Below are 20,179 nucleotides of genomic sequence, written 5' to 3'. Positions count from 1 at the left end.
CTGCTCACTCGTGCAGCTCACTCGTGCAGGCGCACGCCGACGCGGACGCTGCCGTGGGTTCGGTCGGCGCTTACCGGGAAGCCGCGTGCGGTCACGCGTTGCGCGAAGCCCTTCATCCCGAGCACCCGGCGGACCCCGTGGCGCCGGCACCACTCGGTGTAGTCCGCGTGCAAGGTGGCCGTGGTGATGGCTGCTGTGGGCGTGACGTGGATGCGTTCGTCCCACCACTCGTGCAACGGGTCCATCTCGGCGAGGTAGCTGGACAGCTGCTCGCGCACCTGGGCGGGGGGTTGCAGGGCGGCGAGGTCCGCGCCGCCGGCGTGCCACCGCACGGCGCCCGTTACCGCGAACGCGAGCAGCGCGGCTCGGCCCTCGATCGTGTTCTCCAGGATGTGGCGGATGGTGGAGTCCCGGGTGGCCACCGGGGTGGCCACCCGCAGCGGCAGCAAGCGCCGGCGCAGCCCGTCGTCGTCGTCGGGGATGACGGCGAGCTCGTTGGCGGTGAACGCCAGCTTGCAGCGCGGCCGGAACGTGACGGGGTTCTGGTGCAGCAGGCGGGCCACGATCGGGTCGCCGCCCACGATCTGCTTGACCCTCGCGACGTCCAGGCGCACTCCGCCGGCCTCGGGGATGTACACGAAGCGTTTGCCTGCCAGACGCGCAACCTCAGGGGAGGCGCCGCCGGTGGGTGGTCGCCACGCGAACGATTCCGCGCTGGCGGTCTCGGCGTAGGTGCCGAGCATCCGGGTGAAGGCGGAGAACAGGGTGGACTTGCCGGACTCGGCCGCCCCGGACAGGAACAAAAACACCTCGGCGGTCATCGACCCCGTCAGGCAGTACCCCAGCCATCGCCCCAGGAACTCGACCACGTCGTGGTCGCCGCCGCCCAGGTGTGACAGCACCCGGTCCAGCGCCGCGCTGCGCGACCCATGGAGGTAAGGGGCGTTGACTACGGCGGTGCACAGGTGGTCGCGGAGATGGGGTCGAAGTCGTCCGGTACGCAGATCGACCAGGCCATTGAGGGTGTTCAGTACGAACGGGTCGGCGTCCCAGTCCGGTTCGTGGACGGTCGTGCCAGGCAAGGTCTGTGCGCACTCCAGGGCGGCCATCATCCGCCGCGGTGTCTCGCACGAACGGCCCCACTGCTTGCGCTGCTCGCGGGCCGAGCGACGTCGCCCGTCACCGGACAGCGCCGGCAGGGCGCCGGCCTCGAGCTCGCTGACGGAGCGGACCACGTGGGCGATCGCGGCCCGCACTCCCTGGTCGTGCTCGTCCCAGCACCAGCGCAGCCCGTCGTATCCCATCCACCCAATCCCGGGCCGGTACCGCCAGTCCGCTCCGCACCACAACGCGAACCGCTCAGACAGGCCCAGGTCGGTTTCGGGCAGGTCCGCGGCCGCCAGGACGCGGTGGTCGTTCGCGCGCCAGGGCACCACGACGCGACCGCGCGACCCGTCCCCCTCGACGCTCGCGGCGGGGTGGGAGTCCGGGGTGCGGGCGTAGTCGTGGTCGGCGGTGGTCATCGGGGCGTCCCGCCAGCGCGGTGGTGACCGTGGTCATGCCGCACGGGTGCGCTGCGGGCAGTGGTTCCCGTGCGCGCGGGCGTGCAGCAGCGCGATCCGCGCCACCGCACCGGTCACCGTTTCGGGCGGTGTAGTCGGGTCCCGATGCAACGCCAACAGCAACGACTGCGCGACGCGGTCCCCGCGCCGGGGCCCGATCAGCAACGCGCCCAGCGCGCCGAGCTCTGCGGGGGTGAATCCGAGCCGCTCGCGCAGGTAGGGGTCGCGGCGCAAGAAGTGCTCCTCGTACGAGCGGCGGCTGCCGGCCATCACGTCGATCGCCCGCCCGACCGCGTCCGCCCAGAATTCGACGTCGCCGCCTCTGGCCGCCAGCAGCGCCACGAGCGCCGCGACGCTCGCCGACTGCTCTGAGTCGGACGGTCGGGGTGCGTCGTTCGTGACTGCGTCCAGGAGTGGGTCGTCCAGGCCGAATCGCACGACCCGGAACGGGAGCATCGTTGCCCTGCGCAGTGGCGCCTGCTCGCTGAGCATCGCCTCGGCGGCGCCGGCCACGGCGAGCGTCTTGCTCACGCTGACCCACAAGTACGCCCACGGCCGCTGTGCTGCGGCCACCGTCCTGGCGTGCCGGTCAAGGGTGTACCAGGCGACCGAGAGCACGTCGACGGGATCGACGGCCTCCCACGGCAGCCCACGTCGGCCCGCACTGAGCCGTGCCCACGGCGCAGACCTCGCGGCGACCGCACCCAGGATGGCGCGTCCCACCGGGCTGTCCCACCCGTCACCGATGAGCAGAAGCAACGCCTTGCGCAGGCCGTCATCGGTGCTGGCATCACCCCAACCATCGGCATCCGGGCTGATGATCGGGTGTGTGGGAACGGTGGCGGTGGGGGCGTTCATGGCTGACCTCGCTGCTCGACGTCGGTGGTGGTCGAGACCCATCGGACGGGAACAGCCAGGACGTTCCAACCGTGTTCCGGGACGATTTCAGGACGTCTTGACGACCCGCGAAACGTCTAGATGGAGCCGAACGGCGCAGACTGCCCGGAATGCACACCAGGTGAGCCGCCCCAGGCCACGGTGCTGCTCGGGGTGCGAGGTGACGACGTCGTTGTCGACACGGCGAGGGCGGTCGCCGTCCGCGATCTGCCCAAGTGCCAAGCGCAGCCAAAACTCGCAGGGCGTTGAGTGAGCGCCGGAACCGGCGGCGCGGCCTTTGATCTGCAACAACGCGGGTCGAGGTCCGGATCGCTCATCGGTCCTCACCTACGTGGTCAAGATCAACGTCGACCCCATGAGGCAACCCGTGACGAACATCAACAACTACTCCGACAGACGCCACCGCACCGAAGGCCTCACGGACCCGCACACGACTGTGCTCGCAGTCGATCACATGAGGCTCGAGGCACCGCTCCTCCGGGAATCACCGTCCGGGGGACTGTCCACCGGTCACCAGCGCGTTGACGTTGTCCACAGATCGCACGGTGGCTACTGCCACCGCAGCAGCTCCCGCGCAAGCGTGACCGGTATGCACCACAACGCGGTGAGCCAGCGCGACGACCGGTTCGTTTTGAGGAAGTTGCGCTCTCACCACCGTCTTCTACCCCTGCGCTGCACACCTGCGGGTAAGGACACCCCGTTCGAGGTGGCCGGTGGGGCACTACCGACGACCGCGTCAGGCATCGCACTCCTGGCGTCGACGAGCAGGAAGTGAGCGAACCGATGACGAAGGAACGACTGAACAAGCCGCTGCTGGCATGCATCGAAGCGTCAGGTCTCACCCGCGAAGAACTCGCCCGCCGCTGTGAAGTCAATGCGAAATCCATCTGGATGTGGACCCACCGAGGCCAGATCCCCCATATGCGCACCCAGCTCCTGGCCGCAGCGGCGCTCGGTGTGAACCGAACCTACCTTTGGCCCGAAACCTCCAAACAGGCCACCATCGCGAGCGACGCCGACTTCGTGGCCCGATACGAAAACCGCGGACTGGTACCCGCCGACCTGTGGTCCAGCCCGGCCCGGCAAGCGCGCGAACAGATATCTGTGGCCGCCTACGCCAGCCTGTTGTGGTTCCAGACCAGTCCCGGCCTACTCGACAGTCTCAAAGAACGCGCCGACCATGGCGTTGCGATCCGGATCGCACTGGGCGACCCCGACTCTGATGCCGTCGCCCGTCGCGGGCAGGAGGAGGGCATCGACATGGGCGCGCGTATTCGCAACACCTTCAAGTTCATCGAACCCATCGTCGATCATCCCGGTATCGAGGTCCGTCAGCACGACACCACGTTGTACAACTCGTACTACATCGCCGACAGCGTGATGCTCGTCAACAGCCACAGCCTCGGTGTGCAAGCCTGCAACGCGCCCGTACTTCATTTCCAACGAGTGACCACCGGGCACAGCTTCGACTTCTACCAAGGCAACTTCGAAATCATCTGGGGGCAGGCCAAACCCCACGCAGGTTGAGGTCCTGTCGGGGTCCGTACCTGCGGGCCCCGCCGCGTTGGCGAGGACTTGATGGCGGCGACGACCGAGCTTCGCATGCAAAACGTCCCCGTTCGCGCGGCGCCCCCTGCCCGGCACTGTGAGCATCAGCGAGGGGGCAGGCGCGGGCTCGCCGACTCCAGATGAACCCGCTGTCACCAGTTCGAAGCCCAGGTCGGAGGCGATGCTGGTCGTCGTGACTGCTGCGTCCTGCTCCGGAGAGGGGCAGACCCCGACCGATCTCGCCTCGAACAGCGCGGGAGAAGGATTCCCCTGCTTCACCTCGGCGAAGGGGAGCGTCCCGCACCGGCTCAGCGAACTCCGGGATGGTTCTTCGGCAGCGCGACGCAATGCGCTCTACTTTGGTTGCTCTGGCTCGGGAGCAGAGCCCCACTGCTCGTCGAAGGAGCACCCTTGGCCCGCATCGACTACTACGACGACAAGGCTGCACCGCCGGCGAACAGCGTCGTGCCGGCGGCGGTCGGTTGCGTCATCGACGACCGCGGGCGCTTGCTTTTGGAGCATCGGGTCGACAACGACCTGTGGGCACTTCCTGGTGGAACACACGACTTCGGCGAATCGATCACCGACACCGTCGTGCGCGAGATCCGCGAGGAGACGGGCCTCGACGTCGAAGTGATCGGGCTGGTCGGGATCTACACCGACCCCAAGCACGTCATCGCCTACACCGACGGCGAAGTCCGCCAACAGTTCACCCTCGCGTTCCGGTGTCGCCTGCTGGGCGGGCAACTCGAGAAGGACAGCGAGAGCCACGAGCTGCGCTGGGTCGCCAAAGACGAGCTCGACGAGCTCACGATCCACCCCTCGATGCGCAAACGCATCGACCACTTCTTCGACGGCGCCGCCGAGCCCTATCTCGGCTGAGAGGCCAGGCGTTCCTCGACGCGGCAGGTCGCCGCGAGGATCTGTGGGGTGGCGCGGACGATCGACTCATGCACGACGTGACCGGCCGGGTAGCGCACCAAGATCTCCGCCAGACGATCCGCAACGCTCACCGTCAAACCAGTCGGTCCCGTGGTCATGTCGGCGTACGTCAGCGCGTCTGCGACCGAAGAGATCTCGGCAGGGAACTCCTCGTCAAGCGTCGCCGTCAGGTCTCGAGTCTGAGCCTCCGCGGCCGCGCAGGTGTGGTGGGCGACCAACCGGCAGAGCCGGTCAGGTGCACCCAACGTGCGCAGGTACCGGGCCCCGTCCAGGGGGTGGAACCCCGTCGTCGCAAGCTCTTCGGCGTACCCGATGTCGTGCAACCACGCGGCGGCGACCAAGAGCTCGCGGTCGCCCGCCGCGACCACTTGAGCGACCCGTTCGGCGGCCGCAGCGACGCCGGCGACATGGCGCGAGCGATCGGAAGAGGAACCCAGCAAGAGTTCCGCTTCGGCGCGTGCGGGCGACACCTCCGTCAAGGACGGCACCCTCCGACGCTAGCCGAGCCGACGGCGGGGCTCGCACTCGCTGTGACGACGACAAGAAGCGCCAACTCCTTCGACTCCGATGGCGAGACTCGCGTGATCGTCGTCTCGACCTCCCGAGTGCGCCCTTTCGCGTCCCGACGCGCCGCGTGACCAATGTCGACTACTCATCTGGCATGTGAGGCCGCCGCTGTGACGCTGTGCGCAGGCGCGCTGCTCCCTTCGGCGTGGACACGAAATCGCGCTCAGCCCGAGCCTGGCCCGCCCAGGAGTGGATCCAGGCTGCCCAGCCGCGTCCGGTTGGCGGCCGGATCCAGGCCGAGTGCACGGAGTGCGGAGGGCCGTTCACCCCGATCCGCCGTGACGCGTGGTTCTGCTCCCGGGCCTGCCAGGGCCGGCAATGGCGTCGCCGAAACCGGCCCCGGCGCTGCGCCGTGTGTACCGCGCCACTTGGTCGTCGGACCCGCGCCCACGCCCGGTTCTGCTCGGCCCGGTGCCGCCAACGCGCCGCCCGCGAGCGCGCCCGCCTGCGCCGTGTGGGCAGTCGGCCGGGTGGAGTGGGTGGGGCTCAGTGATGAGCATGTGCGTGCGGTACGCGGGCGACTCCTACACGTACCTGCTGGACTCCGTTACCAAGGACCACGGTCGCGCCGCGGCGTCGCTCATGACCCGCTACTACTCCGCCCATGGCACCCCGCCCGGTACCTGGCTCGGCGCGGGCCTGGCCGGACTCGCCGACGGCCAAGGCCTTGAGGTGGGCTCGTTCGTCACCCCGGTGCAGATGGAGCGACTGTTCAAGTTCGGGCAAGACCCGGCCACCGCGGGCCAGCTCGGCCAGTCCCCGCACCTGTACTCGCGAGGCCACGACGCACGCCGGCCGGTGGCGGGATTCGACTGCACGTTCACCGTGCCGAAGTCCGTCAGCGTGCTGTGGGCTCTGGCCGATCCCGCCACCCGCGAGGCCATCTACGCGTGCCACCGGCAGACCATTGCCGACATCGTGACCGTGATCGAGCGTGACGTCGCGCGCACCCGCATCGGCACCAACGGCGTCGCGCAGGTCGAGACGCGTGGCGTTGTCGCGGCCGCGTTCGACCACTGGGACTCCCGCGCGAACGACCCCAACCTGCACACCCACCTCGTGATCGCCAACCGCGTCCAGGGACCCGACGGCCGATGGCGGACCCTGGACTCCCGTGCGTTCCACAAGGCCGCCGTGGCCATGTCCGAGCGGTACGACGCCACCCTCGCCGACAACATCACGGCGCGCCTCGGCCTGGGCTGGGAGTACCGGGAGCGCGGGGCCCAACGCAACCCCGCCTACGAACTCACCTGCGTCCCGCAATCCTTGCTCGACGAGTTCTCCCGCCGCTCGGCGGCCATCGACGCCGAGACTGCCGAGCTGGTCCAGGTGTGGGTCGACGAGCACGGCCGGCACCCCGATGCCGTCACCGTGCTGCGCCTGCGCCAACAGGCCACGCTGACGACCCGCGACGCGAAGACCGTGCACTCCCTGGAGAACCTCACCGTCGACTGGCAGCGCCGCGCCGCAGTGATCCTGCAGACGAACGCGGGGGAGTGGGCCACGCGCGCCATCGCCCGCCCCACACCGCTGTACATCGAGCCCGCACGGACTGAACTGGTCACCGCGATCGTGGATCAGGCGGCCGAGATTGTGCTCGCCACCCTGCCGACCAAGCGCTCCACCTGGACCCCGTGGAACATCGACGCGGAAGCCTCACGAGCCCTCAAAGCGCACCGGTTCGCCGGTGCTCAAGAACGCGACGTCGTCACCGTCGCGGTGGTCGCCGAAGTCGAACGGCGATCCGTGCTGCTCACCCCACCCGAAACCGCGTCTACCCCCAAAGCGCTCCAACGCAGCGACGGAACCAGCGCGTTCCGGCACCACCGCACCCAGCGCTATACCTCCCACCGGCTCCTCGAGGCCGAGGCCCGCCTCCTGACCGCGGGCCGAGACCGCACTGCTCCGACCCTCAATGAATTGAGCAGTGTCGGGGTTGAGAGCGACGCGCTCTTTCCTGATCAGCTCGCCGCGGCGACGGCGGTCCTTACGTCCGGGCGAGTCGTGGACGTGTTCGTTGGACCCGCCGGGTCGGGCAAGACCCGCACCCTGACGGCCATGCGCTACGCCTGGGAGTCGCACTTCGGACCCGGCTCGGTCATCGGACTCGCGCCTTCCGCAGCAGCAGCACAGGTTCTGTCCCAGCACCTGTCGATCGCGTGCGACAACACCGCGAAGTGGCTCGTCGAACACGCCGCCGAACCCGACCGACTGCAGCGTATCGACCGCTTCAGGGCAGCCCTGAATGTCGCGCCGGAGCCGGTGATCGGGCGGCGAATCGAGACCCAGTTGCAGCTGCTGACGGCCGAGGTCGACTGTTGGCGGTTCCACCCTGGCCAGCTCGTCATCCTCGACGAAGCGTCCCTGGCCGGAACCGTCGCGCTCGAGCAGATTGCCGCATGCGTCGGCGAAGCCGGCGCGAAACTGCTCCTGGTCGGCGACTGGGCCCAACTGTCTGCGGTCGAGGCTGGCGGCGCATTCGGGTTGCTCGTCCGCGACCGCGGAACCACCACACCCGAACTGGGAGCCGCCCGGCGGTTCACCCACGCCTGGGAACGCGAAGCCTCCACCCAACTCCGGCTTGGCGAGGCCGCGAGCCTGGACGCGTACGCCCAGCATGGGTGCATCACCGAAGGTGACCTCCCCGCGATGATCGACGCCGCCTACAACGCGTGGGTCATCGACGAGAACGCCGGGAAGCGATCCCTGCTCATCGCCGCCGACCGCGACACAGTCCACGCCCTCAACGAGCGCGCCCGCGCCGAACTCGTCGTCGCCGGCCAAGTCCACGCTAACGGCGCACGACTGCACGACGGCCTCGCCGCCGGAGTCGGCGACCGAATCACCACCCGACACAACGACCGCCGTCTACTCGTTGGACGCGGCTGGGTGAAGAACGGCGACACGTGGACGGTGACCCACCACCATCTCGACGGCGCCCTCTCCGTACTGGCCCGCGGCGGGCTTACCGTCACGTTGCCCGCCGAGTACGTTGCAGCCCACGTCGAACTCGGCTACGCCACCACCGCCTACCAGGTCCAAGGCACCACCGTCGAGACCGCACACGCCGTCGTCACCGGCGCGCACACCACCCGTGAGGTCCTGTACGTGATGCTCAGCCGCGCCCGCGATTCCAACCGCGTGTACGTCAACACCGACACCGGAGTTGAACCCCTGCACAGCTTCGCCGACGACAACCCAACCGGCCGAGAGGTCCTCGACGCCATCCTCGGCCACGTAGGGGCCGCGATGTCCGCGCACGAGGTCCGCGAACTCGAACACGAAGGTGCGTTTTCTATCCGTACCCTGGCGGCCGAGTACGAAACGCTCGCCCATCACGCCCAAGCCGCCCGATGGACCGCGATGCTCACTCGGGCCGGTCTCACCCCCGAACAACTCACCGCGGTCGGCTCCTCACCCGCCCTGGGCGCCCTGTACACCGCACTTCGCCGCGCCGAAGCGCACCACCTACCGGTCGACGCCGTGCTCCCCGACCTCGTTCAGGGTGCTGAGGTTGGCGCCCAGGATCTCGCCGCCGTCCTCCACCACCGAGTCCACCGATGGACCGATGCCGCGCGCGCAGCCGGGCACGGGACACATCCCCGTCTCATCGCAGGGCTCATCCCAGCGGTCGAACGGACGGCCGATGACCAGTTTGCCGCCGCACTCAGCCAGCGCGAGGTACTCATCGAATCTTGCGCAACCACGCTTCTCCAACGCGCCCACCTTGCGGAGGCACCCTGGCTTGGCCAACTCGCCGCGCCACCGACCATGGACACGAGCGGCCCCGACTGGTGGACCGCCGCGCGGATTGTTGCCGCCTACCGCGACCGGTACGGCGTCACAGACCCCAACAACGCCCTGGGCGCAGACGTCGGCATCTCGATTCAACAGGACACGGAGCGCCAGCTCGCTGCCGAAGCACTCGGCACAATGGGCGAGCCCTCACGCCGTCCTCTTGCTACGAGTCGCCGGCAACCGGCGCCCGCACGCGAGTCGTTGTGTCAGACCCCATTGGGAAGGTGACGATGTGAACCAGCGACCAACACGCGGCGACATCCGGCGGTGCATGACCGCCGCCGGACGTCCCGCGATCGCGCTCACGGCACTGGTATGGATTCAAGTCAGCCTGGCCGCCGCCCGAGTTCGTCCGACCACAAGCATTCCAATCTCGGGTATTCAGGTTGCAGCCGCGGCCGCCATTGTGCTCGCGAGCGTCTGGTTCGTCGCGGCGGCCGCTCGCGCCGTTACGTCCCCACGTCGTGACTCCCAAGCGGCGGATCGACTCGACTGCCTGCGTGAGCGGGCCACACAGCCGGGCTACTCGCTCTGGGAGATCCAGGGCATCGAGTGGGCGAGCGCTGCCGGCCAGCGAGCCGTGGGCGTTGATGTGCTCGGTGGCGAGGTGCGAGTGCTCTGGCTGGAGCGGGCTTGTCTTGACCGCGGCACGTTTGTCCTCCTTGCCGTCGAGGACGGGCGCCACCGCCTCATCCAATGGCTCGACCCCGGGATCGTGGCATTGGCTGGGCGCCACAAGAGTCAGGAGGCTGTCCGCGCTAACGAACGGTCCGCCGACATGGATCGAACGTCTACACACCAGCGACGGATGGAGGCGGACCGTGTCATTCGAGATGCGGAAGAATTGCTCCGTGGGTACTGAGTACCCCCAATAGGCTCAGCTGAAAGCGGTATTTCATATCTGTTCTCAGTCTTCGACGACACTGTGACCTGGGACAATGCGCGGCGTACTAGTGGTTTGCGGCGTACCCTTGGGCTTGTTGGCTTGCGCATGTCATCGCGTGACGGCCCGGCGACGAGAGTGTCTGAGCGCTCACCAGGCGTACTCGCGGCTCCTGCACGAACACGCTGATCTTCTCGCCGTCGTTGAGGGTGCCCAGGTCCTGACCGCCGATGACCGAACCGTCATCGGCGGGTGTCAGAAATCGAGAGTCAACCGGATGAGTTCACGGTGGGCTTTGACCTCTTCCAGGACCCCGACGACCGCCCTCGGGCATGGCCCATGCTCCATTCAGGCTTCGGCACTTGACGAGATTTCGGTCGTTACTCCATTGGCTTGACGTTCGACTCGATGAACTCGATCTCGTCGTCGGTGAGCCGGTACTTGGCGTAGAGCTGGGCGTCGATGCCGGGGAGGTCCTGCGACCAGTCGATGTCCGAGGTGGGCGTGAAGTCCTGGGTCGGGACGTGCCGCCAAGTGTGCGCGGCGTTGTGTTGCGTCACCTTGAGGACGCCGAGCATCGCGCGAGCGAACTTCGACTTCACGTACTTCAGCAACGCGTCGGCCTCAGCCTTGGTCTCAAACGCTCCGATGGTGAGGAACGTGCCAGTGACGCCGACGTTCGGCCCAAGCACGGTCGGGTTATTCAGTGCTACGCCAAAGAAGTCAGTTGTCGATCCCGACCCGTTCGCCGCCGCGACCGCCACCTTGTAAGCACCGAACGAGGGAGGACCTGTGATGTAGTCGCGGCGGAGCCAACGGGTGGTGCGCTTCCTTCCCGATAGCCCGGACACCTCAACGTAGTCGCGCCCATCAAGGGGCACGTCCTCATGGAAGAGGAATGGAAGTCGCCCGAAGGCGCCAGCGTCGAGCTTGTTTGGGTTGCCTTCCGACATCAAAGCCCTTGCGTCAGGGTTCTCCTCGTGCATCTTGTCCGTGTAGCGATGCTGACGGTCGTTGGTGATGCCTAGGTCGGTGAGCGATCGACTAGCGGACGCCTCGACCTTGTACAGAATTGCATTCAGGTCGGGGTGCTGGGTGAAGAAGCCGATGGGCCCGAGCTTGCGCTCCGAGTCGCGGTAGGTGACCGCGATGCCGCCCTTGATGGGGTCCGTCAGGTCCGGAAACAGTCGCTTTGAGTCGGGCTCGAAATGTGCCACCCTCAAATGCTCGTCCGCGAGCATCTTCTCGTTCCACGCCTTGTCCGTGTAGCCGGCTTTGAAGAGGAACCGTGCCGGCGTGATCAGCACGACCTTGGTGCCCACCTCGTACGCGGCGGCCATGAACTTGTCGTAGATCGGCATGTTGTGGGTTGACTCGCCCACTGACCCTTCCTGGTAGGGCGGATTGCCTATAACGACATCGAACTTCTTTGCCATGTCAGTCGTCTCCCAACATTTCGTCTACCAGCGACTCACGCTCCGCAGGGCTCATCCCGGCCAGGTTCCCGACCCGGAAGTGCCCGGAGTGTTCCAGCCACGCTCGGCGCTCGGGAACGCCGCCGCTGACGGCTTCCAGTGTGATTTCGTGAAGGATCGCGTTGTGGCTCATCTCGAAGACCTGCTTGGTGAAGATGTGCTGTAGCCGCTCGGCGGGGTCCGGGATCACGTCAGCTAGGCCCTTGTCGAGCCGACGGACCAGCTCCATGCAGAACAGCCCAGCGGTGGAGAACAGGTCCGCGAACGTCTTGTCCGGGTCGGTAAAGATGCCCGGCGTCTCCGCCTCCAGGGTGTCGCACATCATCTGCACGACTGGCTTGGGGGTGAAGACGAGGCTTGTCTTCTGCTGCGGGATGTAAGCGAAGATGTCTTCGGTCAAAGCCGGGTCGAAGTAGTTGGCGAGTTCGTTCTTCTTGTCGAGGAACTCCAAGATTGCCTGGTCGAACACTGTCTCGTCGAACAGGCCCGGGACGTGTGTGGTCTCGCCGGTCTTTGGGTCGATGACGTCTCGCCCGTCACGGAGCTTGCGGAAGTCCTCCTCGGAGATGCCTGCGATCTCAGCGAAGACGTCGTCGGGGGTGTAGTCGTCGAAGTTGGCGAGCGTGGTGTTGCGGTCGCCGTAGGCCATGAGGAACATCGGGATGGTCCGGGCGAACCCGCGCAGGTGGTCTCGGGCGGCGTCGAGGGTCTTGTTGACCGCCGCCTGTGCCTTCTTGGTCTCTTCGCGATTGACGACGGTCTCGGTGACGTTGTCGAGGGTGTCGTGGAAGATCGCGAGCACCTGGGCGTCAAGGTCGGCCTTCGCCTCAGACTTCTTCGCCTCGAGTGCCTCGAACTCGGCCTCCGTCGCCGACTCCTTGCTTGCGGCCTCGATGTGGTTGAGCGCGATCTGGTGGTCGATGTAGACGCGCTCCACTTGGGCCTTCACCTGCGCCTCGGTGGCCTTCTCGTCGGCGGTGACCTGCTTGCCCGTCAAGTCGTACTCGGCGGCCAGCCTCTCGCGGGTTTCGCGGGCCTTGTCGTTGACCACCGCAGCGATTTTCTTGGCAGCCTGATCGGCCTTGACCGTGGCCGGGTCGAGCACCGGCACGTCCTCATCGCTGTAGATCGGCTTGCCGATCTGGGCGACCTTCGGGTTGATGACGGTCCCGAAGTCGACCTTCACGTTGCCGTCGGCGTCCGTGGTCGGCGGTGGGGTCGGCACCTCGACGGGCTCGCCCTTCTCGGTCTTCTTCTGCCTCGCGACCGGAAGCTTGTTGAGGATGTCCTCGAAGTGCTCCACGGCCCGAAAGATGCCGTGCACGTTGGCGAATAGCAGGTTCGACAGGAAGCCTCGCCGCACGACCTCGCGCGCCTTGAACACCTGCGGGAAGGTGAGCACCTTCTCGGCGTCGAGCGGGATCATCTGGCCCTCGGTGTCCTCGCCCAAGACGGGGAAGAAGTTGAGCAGCCGTCGGATGTTCGCCCCCCGCTCGCCGCGGTCGACGGGCGGGTGCAAGGCGAGGTTGTTGGCGAACTCGTCGAAGATCATCAGCGTGCGCTCGGGCGCGAAGTCGAAGATGTAGGCGTTCTTCTTGATGTACACCTTGTCGCCGCGCGTGAACGTACAGGGGTTCTGCGACCGGAATGCCGCCTGCATGTAGAGCGCAGGGGACGACAGGTTGGACAGCATGATGACCGCCGTCCACTCGGGGACGGTGACCCCGGTCGTGAGCTGACCGACCGACAGCGTGATCGTCTTGCCGCCTTCGGCCTCCGCCTTGGCGATGGCGTCACGCACCCTGTCGAGTGACCTGCCGATGGTCACCGAGTCGTTGGCGTCCTCATCGAGCCCGTCACCGTCGTCGGTGTTGGGCCGTCCGTCGCCGGCCGCCAGGATCACCGTGTATTCGGAGAACACCGGGTGCGTATTGAGCATCCGTTCCAGCGCCTTGGCTGAGGCGACCCGGTTGAGCAGCCAGAACGAGTGCCTGATCTCGTCACGCAGCTCAGAGGTAGAGAACGGGTACTTCTCCTGGGTCGTCAGCGCATCCAGGAACCGCGCGACGTCGGACTCGTAGACGAAGTAGCCGTTGGCTTTCGTGGAGAAGAACTCCGCCAGATCGAACGTGTAGTCGACGTTCCCGGACTCTTCATCCAGCGCGACGCCTTCGGCTAGGCGGTCGGCCACCATGCGGGAGACCTGGTAGGTGAGCAGGTTGAGGGTCGGGAGCTGGGCATAGGGGTTGTCCTGCGTCCCGTCGGACCACTGGGCCTTGGCGGTCTGCTCGTCCTCGTAACTCCAGTTGTAAATCTGGTCCTGGGTGAACCGGCCCTTGGCGAGCGCCTTGAACGGGGTGCCGGACAGGTGCAGCGTGTGGGTCCGCTTGATCTTGTCGACGGCTATGTCGGTCTTCGTGGTGTCGACGCCCTCGTGCGCCTCGTCGATGACAAGCAAGTCCCACTCGGTGTCAGCGATGTACTTGAGCTTGTCGAACGACCCGCCGAAGAACAGCGATCCCTTGAGGTCTTGGAGGGAGACGAACTCGATGATGCGTGGGTCCAGGTCGATGTTCTCCCGCGAGTACGCCTTCCACTGGTCGCGGGTCATCGGGGTGCGCTTGTCAAGCGACGGGGAGTCGGACACGAACTGAAAGTTCGTCTGGTGGCCGATGAAATTCTCGAAGTCGTCGAACCACGAGTTCGCGATGGCTGGCCGGTTGGTGACGATCAGGGCGCGCTTGACGTCCATCTTGCGCATGAGGTCGTACGTCGTCAGCGTCTTGCCGAACCGTGGCTTGGCGTTCCACAGCGCCTCGTCGCCCTCGACGGTGGGGCCGAACGCGGTCATGGCGTGGTCGACGGCCCGCCGCTGCTCGGGGCGCAGCGTGTAGCCCTGCGGCTCCACGGTCTGCGCGGCAGCAAAGTCCTGCATGATGAACGTTGAGAAGAACCTCTGCGACGTCTTCGGCGCCCCGGCGAACTGGTGCCACTCGGTCTTGCCCTGGTCGACGAACCGCTTGATGCCCTGCTGGTGCAGGTATTTGTGGAAGTCGTGGTCGGTGAACCAGCCGCCGCCCTCGGTGATGAACCGAGCCTTGTAGGCCCAGAGCTTGTGCTTCTCGACGAACGTGCCCATCTGCGACGCCTGCTGGGCGATACGGGCATCGACGGTGTCCTGTTCGGTGTACCCGATCTTTTCCCAACCGCCGTCCTTAAGGGACGTTGCGTGGCAGGTCGGGGTGACGTTCGGGGTCGTCCAGGAGTAGATCATCGGGACGATCTCGTCGAACGTCTTGATCTTGGGGCTATTGGGTGTCACGGGGCTTCCTCGGCGAAGACGCCGTCGATACGGCACGGCGCGTAGACGACCGACTCAATTGAGGCGGCGAACAGGTCGACGACGGGAGGGCTGGCACGTAGGGACCTGAAAGTGAACGGCTCCCGAATCACGAGGTTGTCCGGTGTGCGGTGCCACCACGAGAACTTGATCTCGGACCCGTCCGGCTCCTTGCCGTTCAGGGTGTTGCCGCGCCGGATGTTCGCCTCGATGAGAAACTCCGCCGCCCGGTACAAGTTCGTGCGCTCACCGACGCTGGTGCCGTGCTGCCTATGCCAGGCGAGGAACAGGTGGAGCATCGTGGCCTGCGCGTCAGCGTGGTTGTCTTCCAGCAGCTCGATGCCGTAGATCGAAGCGAGGGCGAACAGAGACTCTCGCTCCCACACCTGCGACGGAAGTCGTGCCTCGACCGCAGCGAGCTTGCGACCCAAGATGGCGATGAGGAAATTCCCATCGCCAGCGGCAGGCTCAAGGAAGGTCGTGTCGACGAACTCCGGCCCGGTCTCCAGTTCTTCGGAGACGATGTCGAGCATCTGGTTGACCATGTGGGCGGGTGTGAACACCTCGCCGTGCGCCTTGACGCGCTTCTTCGACTTGATGAGCGACTCACCCCCCTCGCTTCGCTCGCCGGCCCCCGCAACTACGTCAGGGAGGAGGGCGGTAGCGGTCACGGGTGTGATCGTATCGGCGCTCCGGGCCAGCGAAACCCAGATCCACCTCGAGTGGTGTGGTGTCCGACGCGTCTTGTGCGCATGGAGGTTGCTCTCTGTGTCAGGGAGTCTTCCTGGTTTTCCGACGGCAGTCGGGAGAGCAAGCGGTGGCGGGCTCGATCGATCCGCGAGATCCCCTGCACGGCCCAGAGGAGTTCCCACGCTAGGAAGCAGGCGGGCAGATGGCAACCAAGAATCCGATCGTTAGCAGTCCGGCGACCATCGCGACGAATGGCGGTGACGATGACGGGGTCTTCTCGAACGCAGGGGGGCTCATGTCGATCGACCAGCTCGCCGCCTACACCGGGATCCCAAAGAACACGCTCTACTACTGGCGTGCCCAGGGAAGCGGTCCCCGGGGGATGAAGCTCGGTAAGTACGTGCGCTACCGCCGCGCAGACGTCCAGGACTGGCTCAACGCGTCCCTGGAGCAGGGTCAGTAGTCGCGATGAACGGCGCCGTCCTTGTCTTGTACGCGGCCCTCGTCGGACGGGCCGAGAGACGCCGTGGCTAGGCCGCCGATGCCGCTCGGTACGTGGGGAAAGGTCCAACGTGTCGAGCAGCCGTCTGGAAGGTGGGTCGCCCAGGCCCGTGTCCGGGATTTCGACGGCAAGACCCGGCGCGTCACGGCCTGGGGCAAGACCGGGGCCGCGGCGGAGCGGGCTTTGCTGGCCTCGCTCCACGACCGGGTCGCTACGGAGACCGGAGCGGCAGTGACCCGCGACATGCGGGTAAGCCGACTTTGTGCACTGTGGCTCGAGGAGATCGAGGCGGAGGACCGACTCAAGCCGCAGACCATCGATAGGTATCGCGGGATCGTCCACCACGCCATCATTCCGACGCTTGGCGACATCCGCGTTCGTGAGGTCACGGTGGCGCTGACGGACCGGTTCCTGAGGGCCTACGCAGCCGACGCGCCTGCGCAGGCGCAAGCGGTCAAGCAAGTGTTCGGCCAGATCATCGGTATGGCGGTTCGCCACGACGCGATCCCGATCAATCCCGTGCGAAACGTCTCGCGACTGCGCACGGTGAAGAAGGAAGTCCGAGCGCTCGACGAAACGCAACTTGAGATCGCACGCAGGGGTGTGCGTCAGTGGCGTCAGGAGGACTCATCGGGTCGCCGCCCTGTCGGGCCGAGCCCGAACGGGAACCTGCCGGACATCGTGGACATCTTCCTAGCGACTGGGCTCCGGATCAACGAGGTGCTCGCCCTGCGTTGGTCTGATCTCGATCTTGAAGCTGTCCGTCCGACCCTCACCGTCAGCGGGACGCTCGTACAACTCGAGGGCCGCGGCATCGTTCGTCAAGACGCGACGAAGTCCGCTGCTGGTCGACGCACCGTTTACTTGCCGTCCTTCGCCGTCGACGTGCTGATGCGTCGTCGGGCGGGCGCCACACCAAACGCTCTTGATGCGGTCTTCACCACACGAAATGGCACGTGGGTTTCAGGCCACAACGTGCGCCGACAGTGGCGCTCCATCCGTGAGGGCACTGGGCTGGAGTGGGTCACACCCCACGCGTTCCGCAAGACCGTCGCGACCATGATCGAGCGCGAGGCCAACTCGAAGGACGCAGCCGCGCAGCTAGGGCATGCATCAGAGTCGATGACGGAGACCTACTACGTCATGAAGACCCACCTGGCCCCAGACCTGACACGCATCCTCGAGAAGTTCGCCCCGACCGAGCAGCCCACCCCGGGTGACCAGAACTCCTGAACCCGACTGGGTGGCGAACTTCGCCGGCTGAGAACTTCGCTGCACCTCGACGGTTTCACCCCTGAATCGAGCCGGGCGGTGGCCCGGCGGCCCCTCCTGCGGCCCGGGATCGGCCTCGATTGGGACCGCGTGATCGCGCTAGCTCAGTCGAGTCCGCTCTGGTTCGAGGAAGCCCTCAGGTCAGTCCGTGAATCCATTTCTGGCTAGTTAACGACGAGTAGCGCCGGATTCCGGCCTCGGCCGGGCGACGTTCTCGAACGTTTCCCCAGGTCAAACGCTATCTAGAGGTGCCCCGAGCGAGATTCGAACTCGCACTGGATCGGGTTTGAGCCGAACGCCTCTGCCGATTGGGCTATCGGGGCAGCCCGCCGCGAACGACGTGCCCGGTCAGGTTACCGGGTGTGTGGTGCACAAGACGCCGCAGGCGCGCGTCGGCCCCCGATCACACCGGTAGTCTTGACCGGTGACTTCAGAGAACGCGAAAACGGACAAGCCGACGTCGGCCGTCCCACTTGATCTCCCCGCACTGCTTCCCGAGCCCGTCGCGGCGCCGGTCGCGGCCGCTGGGCGTCCCGCGCGCCGCGCCGTGGTGGCCGAGGACGAGGCGCTCATCCGCATGGACGTCGTCGAGACGCTCCGCGAGGCGGGGTTCGACGTCGTCGGCGAGGCGGGCGACGGCGAAGAGGCAGTCCGGCTCGCGACGGAGTTCAAACCCGACGTCGTGATCATGGACGTGAAGATGCCCATCCTCGATGGCATCTCCGCGGCGGAGCGGATCGGTAAGGCGCACCTCGCGCCGGTCGTGCTGCTGACCGCGTTCTCGCAGAAGGAGCTCGTCGAGCGGGCACGGGACGCAGGCGCCATGGCGTACGTCGTCAAGCCGTTCAGCCCCGCGGACCTGCTGCCCGCGGTCGAGATCGCCATCTCGCGCTACGCGCAGATCAGCGCGCTCGAGTCCGAGGTCGCGGACCTGGCGGAGCGGTTCGAGACGCGCAAGCGCCTGGACCGGGCCAAGGGCCTGCTCATGACGAAGATGGGGCTGTCCGAGCCCGAGTCCTTCCGCTGGATCCAGAAGACGTCGATGGACCGCCGGCTGACCATGCGCGAGGTGGCCGACGCCGTCATCGAGCAGGTCGGCGGCGCGAGCTGAACCGAGTGCCCTGAGCGCTCGGCCCCCGAGGCCCGGTCCCACCCCACCAGGGGAGGGGCCGGGCCTCGCTTGTGTTGCGACTTGGTAACCACCCGGTTTGAGACAGCATTTGTCACATGCCGGACACATATGCCAGGTACCTTTCCGGCACAGACCTCGTCAGGGTGGATCCCCCGCCCCGAGTTGCAGCAATGAGCAGAGGGGTACGACAGCATGATTCGATCCACCAATGCACTCCGCGTGGCCGCCCTGGCCGGAGCGGTTGCCCTCGTCCTGACCGCGTGCAGCAGCAGTGACGGCACGGGTGACGCGTCGCCGGCGGCCGCTCCGCTCATCGTCGGCACCCTCCTGCCCCAGACCGGCTCGCTCGCGTTCCTCGGCCCGCCCGAGATCGCCGGCGTGGGCCTCGCGGTCAAGGAGATCAACGCCGCGGGCGGGGTTCTCGGTGCGGACGTCAAGCTCGAGAACGCCGACTCCTCCGACGCGGACAACGCGGAGATCGCGACGCAGTCCGTCACGGACCTCAAGAGCAAGAAGGTCCAGGTCATCATCGGTGCCGCGTCGTCGGCCGTGACCCGGAACGTGGTCGAGGACATCACCAACGCCAAGATCGTCCAGATCTCGCCGGCCAACACCGCCACGGACCTGAGCGGCAAGAGCCCGTTCTACTTCCGCACCGCGCCGTCGGACATCCTGCAGGGTGCCGCGCTCGGCAAGCTGATCACGGGTGACGGGCACGCGAACATCGGCGTCCTCGTGTTCAACGACGACTACGGCACCTCGCTGCGCGACGTGCTCAAGACCACCGTCGAGGCCGCGGGTGCCACGATCTCGTACGGCAACCAGGGTCAGGAGTTCGACCCGAAGGCCACGAGCTTCGCGGACCCCGTCACCGCCGTCCTCGCGACGAACCCGGACGCGATCGCGATCATCGCCTTCGCTCAGACCAAGCAGATCATTCCCGAGCTCGTGGCCAAGGGCTACGACATGAAGAACGTCTACTTCGTCGACGGGAACCTCAGCGACTACAGCAAGGACTTCCAGCCCGGCACGCTCGAGGGCGTTCAGGGCACGTTGCCCGGTGCGTTCCCCGATGACGCGTTCCAGAAGAAGCTCCTGGCCGTCGACCCCGCGCTGAAGGACTACTCGTACGCCGCGGAGTCCTACGACGCCACCACGCTCGCCGCGCTCGCCGCAGTCAAGGGCGGCGCGACCGACGGGGTGACGATCCAGAAGAACCTGGCGGCGGTCTCCGGCGCTGACGGTGGCACCGAGTGCACCGGCTTCAAGGAGTGCGCCGACCTGCTCGCCGCCGGCAAGGACATCGACTACAACGCGGTCTCCGGCGCTGGTTCGTTCAACGCGCAGAACGACCCGTCCACCGCCCTGATCGGGGTCTACCAGTACGGCGCGGACAACAAGTACACCTTCATCAAGTCCGAGGCCGGCTCGCTCTGATCGAGCGCCGCTGAACCTCGTACGACCGCACGACGACGCGGGCCCGGTGGGATTCCTCCCACCGGGCCCGCTGTTCGTGTGCCGTGCCTCGCCGGCGGGGTGCACGACGACGCGGGCCCGGTGGGGGTTTCCTC

Annotated in this window: 15 protein-coding genes and 1 tRNA gene; 9 read left to right on the top strand and 7 right to left on the bottom strand. The window is 66.7% G+C overall.

Annotation, left to right across the window (positions count from 1 at the left end; all coding sequences use genetic code 11):
• Nucleotides 1–17: 17 nt before the first annotated feature.
• Nucleotides 18–1,523 (bottom strand): phage/plasmid primase, P4 family, encoded by a 1,506-nt coding sequence (locus VTA80_RS00865; protein WP_407343543.1) that lies wholly within the window; start codon nucleotides 1,521–1,523, stop codon nucleotides 18–20.
• 33 nt (nucleotides 1,524–1,556) lie between these two features.
• On the bottom strand, nucleotides 1,557–2,420 hold the full coding sequence (locus tag VTA80_RS00860; protein WP_407343542.1) for a hypothetical protein: 864 nt from the start codon (nucleotides 2,418–2,420) through the stop codon (nucleotides 1,557–1,559).
• Nucleotides 2,421–2,790: 370 nt separating this feature from the next.
• On the opposite strand from VTA80_RS00860, the gene VTA80_RS00855 reads away from it, so the two are divergent.
• The 3 genes from VTA80_RS00855 (at nucleotide 2,791) to VTA80_RS00845 (ending at nucleotide 4,889) form a co-directional block, all read left to right on the top strand.
• Entirely contained in the window at nucleotides 2,791–3,234 is a 444-nt protein-coding gene (locus tag VTA80_RS00855; RefSeq protein ID WP_407343541.1) for a hypothetical protein, read from the top strand.
• A complete protein-coding gene (locus VTA80_RS00850; RefSeq protein WP_407343540.1) occupies nucleotides 3,231–3,986 on the top strand; it encodes an XRE family transcriptional regulator in 756 nt (251 codons plus the stop codon). The genes VTA80_RS00855 and VTA80_RS00850 overlap by 4 nt, the downstream gene beginning before the upstream one ends.
• A 432-nt stretch (nucleotides 3,987–4,418) precedes the next feature.
• Nucleotides 4,419–4,889 (top strand): NUDIX domain-containing protein, encoded by a 471-nt coding sequence (locus VTA80_RS00845; protein ID WP_407343539.1) that lies wholly within the window; start codon nucleotides 4,419–4,421, stop codon nucleotides 4,887–4,889.
• Here the strand turns inward: VTA80_RS00845 and VTA80_RS00840 are convergent.
• On the bottom strand, nucleotides 4,877–5,437 hold the full coding sequence (locus VTA80_RS00840; protein ID WP_407343538.1) for an HD domain-containing protein: 561 nt from the start codon (nucleotides 5,435–5,437) through the stop codon (nucleotides 4,877–4,879). The two genes, VTA80_RS00845 and VTA80_RS00840, sit on opposite strands and share 13 nt — an antisense overlap.
• A 571-nt stretch (nucleotides 5,438–6,008) precedes the next feature.
• Here VTA80_RS00840 and mobF point away from each other — a divergent pair.
• Nucleotides 6,009–9,542 carry a MobF family relaxase gene (gene mobF, locus VTA80_RS00835; protein WP_407343537.1) on the top strand — a complete coding sequence of 1,178 codons (3,534 nt, stop codon included), beginning with the start codon at nucleotides 6,009–6,011 and terminating at the stop codon, nucleotides 9,540–9,542.
• Nucleotides 9,543–9,585: 43 nt separating this feature from the next.
• Nucleotides 9,586–10,176, top strand: a complete 591-nt coding sequence (locus tag VTA80_RS00830) for a hypothetical protein (RefSeq protein WP_407343536.1) — start codon at nucleotides 9,586–9,588, stop codon at nucleotides 10,174–10,176.
• 401 nt (nucleotides 10,177–10,577) lie between these two features.
• Here the strand turns inward: VTA80_RS00830 and VTA80_RS00825 are convergent, their stop codons facing one another.
• Genes VTA80_RS00825 through VTA80_RS00815 form a run of 3 tightly spaced genes read right to left on the bottom strand, consistent with a single transcriptional unit; the run spans nucleotide 10,578 to nucleotide 15,545 of the window.
• Nucleotides 10,578–11,633 (bottom strand): Eco57I restriction-modification methylase domain-containing protein, encoded by a 1,056-nt coding sequence (locus VTA80_RS00825; protein ID WP_407343535.1) that lies wholly within the window; start codon nucleotides 11,631–11,633, stop codon nucleotides 10,578–10,580.
• A 1-nt stretch (nucleotide 11,634) separates the two neighbouring features.
• The gene (locus tag VTA80_RS00820; protein ID WP_407343534.1) at nucleotides 11,635–14,994 is read right to left on the bottom strand and encodes a DEAD/DEAH box helicase family protein; all 3,360 of its coding nucleotides are present in this window, start codon (nucleotides 14,992–14,994) and stop codon (nucleotides 11,635–11,637) included.
• Nucleotides 14,991–15,545 carry a hypothetical protein gene (locus tag VTA80_RS00815; RefSeq protein ID WP_407343533.1) on the bottom strand — a complete coding sequence of 185 codons (555 nt, stop codon included), beginning with the start codon at nucleotides 15,543–15,545 and terminating at the stop codon, nucleotides 14,991–14,993. The genes VTA80_RS00820 and VTA80_RS00815 overlap by 4 nt, the downstream gene beginning before the upstream one ends.
• Nucleotides 15,546–15,904: 359 nt before the next feature.
• On the opposite strand from VTA80_RS00815, the gene VTA80_RS00810 reads away from it, so the two are divergent.
• Nucleotides 15,905–16,165 (top strand): helix-turn-helix transcriptional regulator, encoded by a 261-nt coding sequence (locus VTA80_RS00810; protein ID WP_407343532.1) that lies wholly within the window; start codon nucleotides 15,905–15,907, stop codon nucleotides 16,163–16,165.
• A gap of 78 nt (nucleotides 16,166–16,243) precedes the next feature.
• Nucleotides 16,244–17,437: a tyrosine-type recombinase/integrase gene (locus VTA80_RS00805; RefSeq protein WP_407343531.1), complete on the top strand. Its 1,194-nt coding sequence runs from the start codon at nucleotides 16,244–16,246 to the stop codon at nucleotides 17,435–17,437.
• Nucleotides 17,438–17,725: 288 nt separating this feature from the next.
• Here the strand turns inward: VTA80_RS00805 and VTA80_RS00800 are convergent.
• Nucleotides 17,726–17,799: transfer RNA gene (locus VTA80_RS00800), tRNA-Leu, on the bottom strand.
• Nucleotides 17,800–17,963: 164 nt separating this feature from the next.
• Here VTA80_RS00800 and VTA80_RS00795 point away from each other — a divergent pair.
• Together VTA80_RS00795 and VTA80_RS00790 are read left to right on the top strand one after the other, a co-directional pair.
• The gene (locus VTA80_RS00795; protein ID WP_407345639.1) at nucleotides 17,964–18,587 is read left to right on the top strand and encodes an ANTAR domain-containing response regulator; all 624 of its coding nucleotides are present in this window, start codon (nucleotides 17,964–17,966) and stop codon (nucleotides 18,585–18,587) included.
• Nucleotides 18,588–18,800: 213 nt separating this feature from the next.
• Nucleotides 18,801–20,045 carry an ABC transporter substrate-binding protein gene (locus VTA80_RS00790; RefSeq protein WP_407343530.1) on the top strand — a complete coding sequence of 415 codons (1,245 nt, stop codon included), beginning with the start codon at nucleotides 18,801–18,803 and terminating at the stop codon, nucleotides 20,043–20,045.
• Nucleotides 20,046–20,179: the final 134 nt, after the last annotated feature.

Source organism: Pengzhenrongella phosphoraccumulans (assembly GCF_045689905.1).
GTDB classification, from domain to species: Bacteria; Actinomycetota; Actinomycetes; order Actinomycetales; family Cellulomonadaceae; genus Pengzhenrongella; species Pengzhenrongella phosphoraccumulans.
The sequence above is the reverse complement of the archived record's forward strand: the minus strand, read 5'-3'. Positions and strand labels throughout refer to the sequence as shown.